Below are 4,777 nucleotides of genomic sequence, written 5' to 3'. Positions count from 1 at the left end.
CGGCGGCCTTCGGCGCAGCAGACTTAGGCGCAGCCTTGCTAGCCGCAGCCTCTGGCGCGGTTGCCTTCGGCGCAGCCTTGCTGGCCGCAGTCTTCGACACGGTCGCTTTCGGCGCAGCCTGGCTGGCGGCGGCCTTCGGCGCGGTCGCTTTCGGCGCAGCCTGGTTGGCAGCGGCCTTCGACACGGTTGCTTTCGGCGCGGCCTTCTTGGGCGTCGGCTTGGCGTCCGTCTCGGCGGCCACCGCCTTCACGGCCGCCTTCACGGTCGCCTTGGCAGCGGCCTTCGGCGCCGGCTTGGCCTTACCGCCCGCCTGCTTGCTCGCCGACTCGGCCGGCGGCGCCTCGCGTTCCGCCTGCGCGGCCTCCGTCTTGCTCTTCTCTCGCTTGCTGGCCACCGTTACCTCCCGAAACCCGCTGCCGAGGGCCCCGTGCCGCGTGGCTGCGCGACGCGACACGAAGACCCACACCGCACGACGTGCAGTGCAGACCCTGGTGCCGCTTGGCTCCTCGAGATCGTCCTTACCGTTGTCTCCTAATCGCGCGTCTCCCGACCGCAGCGACGCGCGCCCCGATACGTGACCCCGGCGCGGGCCCGTGGCGCGTGGGCGCCTCCGGCCGGTTCGTCCGGCCCTCGACCCGCGAAAGGGGAGTCTAACACGTTCGGGCCGGTCCGGTAGGTGCGGAGGAACACGCCGCGCTGAATCGGCCCGCGCCGATGAGGCGGCCGCCGTCCGGCCGTTCGCGACGCACCCGAACGGTCGGGGCAGGACGACCCCTCCTTGCCTCGGGACAAATGTCCCGTATATCATCGAACTCGAACCCGGACTCGTTCGGGATACGTCCCGATCTGGCCGGGCCCGGGGGAACGGGCGGCGCTGAGCCTTCCGCGTGGCGACGCTCCGGTACGCGCCGGGGCCCGGCAGGGTGACGCACGCGCGGCCTCGCGCGGGCCCTCGGCGCGGCCCGGGAGGCCCGCGCCCAGCACGGAGGTCGAAGCAGATGACGAGGAAACTCACGAAGGTGGTGGCCCTGCTAGCGGGCCTGGTGCTCGCAGGCCTGGCGGCTCAAGTGGCCGCGCAGGACGGGGCCACGCCCGACGTCACGCTGGCGACGGACGCCGACTACGGCGCGCACCTCGCCACCCCGGGCGGCAACTCCCTCTACCTCTACGTCGAGGATGGTGACGGCGCCAGCGCCTGCGTGGACGCCTGCAGCAAGAACTGGCCAGCCCTCCTGGTGGGCGACGACGGCGTGGCGACGGTGGGCGAGGGGCTCGACCAGAACCTGGTCGCCACCTACACCCGCCCCGACGGCGGCGTCCAGGTCACCTACGGCGGGCACCCCCTCTACACGTTCCGCCGCGACACGGCAGAGGGCACGACGCGCGGCCAGAAGCTGGGCGACGCCTTCTTCCTCGTCTCCCCCCGCGGCGAGGCCATCACCGAGAAACTACCCCAACAGAAGGTCGAGCTCGCCCCCGAGGAGCTGGAGGCCCTGATGACGCGTGGCGGTCAGCTCTTCGCCGCCAACTGCGCCGTCTGCCACGGCGCCGAGGGCGGAGGCGGCATCGGCCCGGCGCTCGCCGGCAACTCGATCGTGGGCAACACCCCGTTCATCGCCGAGCGCATCATCAACGGGTTCATCGAGCACGGCATGCCCGGCTTCGGCACCGCCCTTGACGATCACGAGATCGCCGCCGTCGCCACCTTCGTGCGCAACTCCTGGGGCAACGACTTCGGAGCCGTACTCGACGAGGAGGTGAGCGCAGAGAGGTGAGAAGCGCGGGTGGCGCCCCCGGCGCCGCCTCCAAGGACCACCGGTCCGTTACCCACGCAAGACGCGTTCCCGAAAGGCTACGGTGGCAAACCGAATGATGGAAACCAGCTCCCCCCGGCGAGGCGGGCGCAGCGCCCTCGCAGCGTTCCTCAAGGCGCTCGCGCTCGCGGCCGTCGTCGCTCTCGGCACGGCCTCGGCGAACCCGGAACTGCTGCGCATGCAACGCGACGCGAGCCAATGGCCGATGGCGAACGGCAACTACCAGGGCTGGAACTTCAGCCGGCTCGACCAGATAACCAGCTACAACGTCAAGAACCTGCAGGTGAAGTGGACGCTGCAACTCGGCGTTACCGACTCCCTCGAGGCGCCGCCCATCGTGGTCGGCAACACGATGTACATCCTCACGCCCAAGCCGAACACCGTCTACGCCCTCGACCTTGCCCGCGAGGGATACATCCTGTGGTCGTACCGGCCCGAGCAGCCGAACCTCGACCAGGCCAAGGCCTGCTGCGGCGCCCAGTCGCGCGGCCTGAGCTACGCCGACGGCAAGATCATCATCAACACGCTCGACGGCCAGCTCATCGCGCTCAACGCCGCCACGGGCGCGGTCGTCTGGAACACCCAGGTGACCGACCTGAGCATCACGGAGACCACCACCAACGCCCCCCTCATCGTCGGCGACAACATCATCATCGGCAACGAGGGCGGCGAGCGCGGCGTGCGCGGTTGGGTCGCGGCCTACGACCTGCAGAGCGGCACCCAGGTGTGGAAGTACTACAGCACCGGCCCCAACGAGGACATGGGCATCGGCGAGCGCTGGGCGCCCTTCTACGAGGCCGATAAGCGCTGGACGCAGCCCGGCGTCGACACCTGGTACGGCGACTCCTGGAAGCTCGGCGGCGGCACGGCGTGGGGCTACTTCACCTACGACCCGGAGTCCAACCTCTTCTACTACGGCACCTCGAACTGCGCGCCGTGGAACCCCGACTACCGTCGCGACCCGGCCACGGCCCCCGACCTCGAGACCTACAGCTCGAAGTACTGCGCCTCGACCATCGCCCGCGACGCCACCACCGGCGAGATGGTGTGGGCCTACTCCAACACCCCGCAGGACCAGTGGGACTTCGACGAGCCGGGTCAGAACTTCGTCGCCGACCTCACCATCGACGGCAAGCTCGTCAAGGCGCTCATCAAGCCGGCCCGCAACGGCTTCTTCTACGTGTTCGACCGGCTGACGGGCGAGCTCGTGCGCGAACCGTTCGCGTACACGAACGTCAACTGGGCGACGGGCGTCGACATGGAGACCGGCGTCCCCATCTACAACGAGGACGCGCTCACCTTCACCGACATCCCCACCCCGATCTCGGTCTGCCCGTTCATCGCGGGGAACAACTGGTACAACGACGCCTACTCGCCCGCCACGGGCCTCGTCTACTTCCAGGCCGAGAACCGCTGCGCCACCTTCACGGGGACCGAGGCGGAGTACACGCCCGGCGAGAGCTACATCCTCATGAGCTTCACCGACATCGGCAACGGCCCCGGCGGCTGGACCGGCGAGCTCCAGGCATGGGACCCCGTCACGGGCCAGAAGGCGTGGGGCCTCAAGTCGACCGTCTCGCAGGACGCCAAACCCGTCTTCGCCACCGCCGGCGGGCTCGTCTTCGGCGGAACCGACACCGGCGAGTTCCGCGCCGTGGACGCCGCCAGCGGCCGCGTGCTCTGGACGTTCCGCACGGGCTCCAACTTCCGCGGCTCCCCCATGAGCTTCACGGGGCCCGACGGGCGCCAGTACATAGCCGTGGTGACGAGCCAGGCGCCCACCGACCCGCAGATCGGCGCCGACACGGCGGCCGACAACGCTGGTCGTTACCGCCGCACTGGTTCCACCCTCTACGTCTTCGGCCTTCCCTGAGGAGACCGAGAAAGCCGCCGGGCCACAGCCCCGCGGCGCCTAGCGAACGACCGGTGCGGGGAGCATGTATCCCCGCACCGCTCCCTTTCGGCCCACCGTCACCAGAGAGGCAGGGCAGCGACTCCATGGCCCGACCACCCCGATCTCGCACCGCAGCGCCGGCGGTCGTCGCGCGCGCGCTCGCCTACCTCGCGCTCCTCGCGGCGCTCCTCGGCTCCGTGGCCGCCGCCGGTCCGGGCGCCACCTGGGAGCTGCGCGTCTGCGCCCCGCCGGACGAGCTGCCGTTCTCCAACCGGGCGGGCGAAGGGTTCGAGAACCGCATCGCCGCGATCCTCGCGGACGAGCTCGGTGCCACCCTCGGCTACGACTGGGCCGCCTTCAACTCGGACCTCATCGACCTGCACTTCGCCGAGGGCACGTGCGACGTCATCATGGGCGTGCCCGACGGCTTCGAACGCGGGTCGAACACCCTGACCTATTACCAGAGCCCGTACGTCATGGTGTACCGGCAGGACGCCCCCTTCGAGATCGACGACATGGACGACCCCGACCTTGCCCACCTCGCCATCGGGGTCCAGGGACTCGGCACCCCGCCTCACGAGGCCCTGCGGCACCGTGGGCTCCTCCCGCAGGTGACGCGCGTTTACGGCGGCGAGGAGGGCGAGGCGCGCCTGGCGACCCTCGTGACCGACGTCGCCGCCGGCGTCATCGACGTCGGCTTCACCTGGGGCCCGGTGGCCGGCTACTACGCGCCGCGGGCCGCTGCCCCCCTCGTGGTCAAGCCGGTGGAGCCCGCCTTCGACTTCCCCTCCGTGTTCCAGTACGTCCCCATGACCATCGGCGTCAGGCGCGACGACGTCGCCATGCGGGCGCGCCTCGACCGCGCCCTCATCGCGCGCTGGGACGACGTGCAGGCCGTGCTGGAGGAGTACGGCGTCCCCCGGATGCCCCTCGCCGCGCCGTTCCTCGGCGAACCCGCCCACCCCGCCGGCACCTTGAGGGTGGGCGTGGTTCTCCCGATGCCGACGGGCGGGCGGACGCGCGTGGCGGGCGTCAACGACCTGGTCGGAGCCGCCGCGCGCCTGGGCGC

Annotated in this window: 4 protein-coding genes; 3 read left to right on the top strand and 1 reads right to left on the bottom strand. The window is 70.7% G+C overall.

Going from position 1 to position 4,777, the window contains the following annotated elements; genetic code table 11:
• A partial coding sequence (locus H3C53_01180; protein MBW7915290.1) for a hypothetical protein occupies positions 1–394 on the bottom strand: 394 nt, incomplete at its 3' end.
• A gap of 604 nt (positions 395–998) precedes the next feature.
• Between H3C53_01180 and H3C53_01175 the strand changes: the two genes are divergently transcribed.
• From H3C53_01175 to H3C53_01165, 3 genes are all read left to right on the top strand, one after another.
• Positions 999–1,775 (top strand): c-type cytochrome, encoded by a 777-nt coding sequence (locus tag H3C53_01175; GenBank protein ID MBW7915289.1) that lies wholly within the window; start codon positions 999–1,001, stop codon positions 1,773–1,775.
• 94 nt (positions 1,776–1,869) lie between these two features.
• The gene (locus H3C53_01170; GenBank protein ID MBW7915288.1) at positions 1,870–3,687 is read left to right on the top strand and encodes a PQQ-dependent dehydrogenase, methanol/ethanol family; all 1,818 of its coding nucleotides are present in this window, start codon (positions 1,870–1,872) and stop codon (positions 3,685–3,687) included.
• Positions 3,688–3,812: 125 nt separating this feature from the next.
• Positions 3,813–4,777: quinoprotein dehydrogenase-associated putative ABC transporter substrate-binding protein (locus H3C53_01165; protein ID MBW7915287.1), on the top strand; the 965-nt coding region annotated here is incomplete at its 3' end.

The sequence above is a fragment of the Trueperaceae bacterium genome, from assembly GCA_019454765.1.
Taxonomy (GTDB): domain Bacteria; phylum Deinococcota; class Deinococci; order Deinococcales; family Trueperaceae; genus JAAYYF01.
Note: the sequence above shows the minus strand (reverse complement) of the source record. Positions and strands in the feature narration are given on the sequence as shown.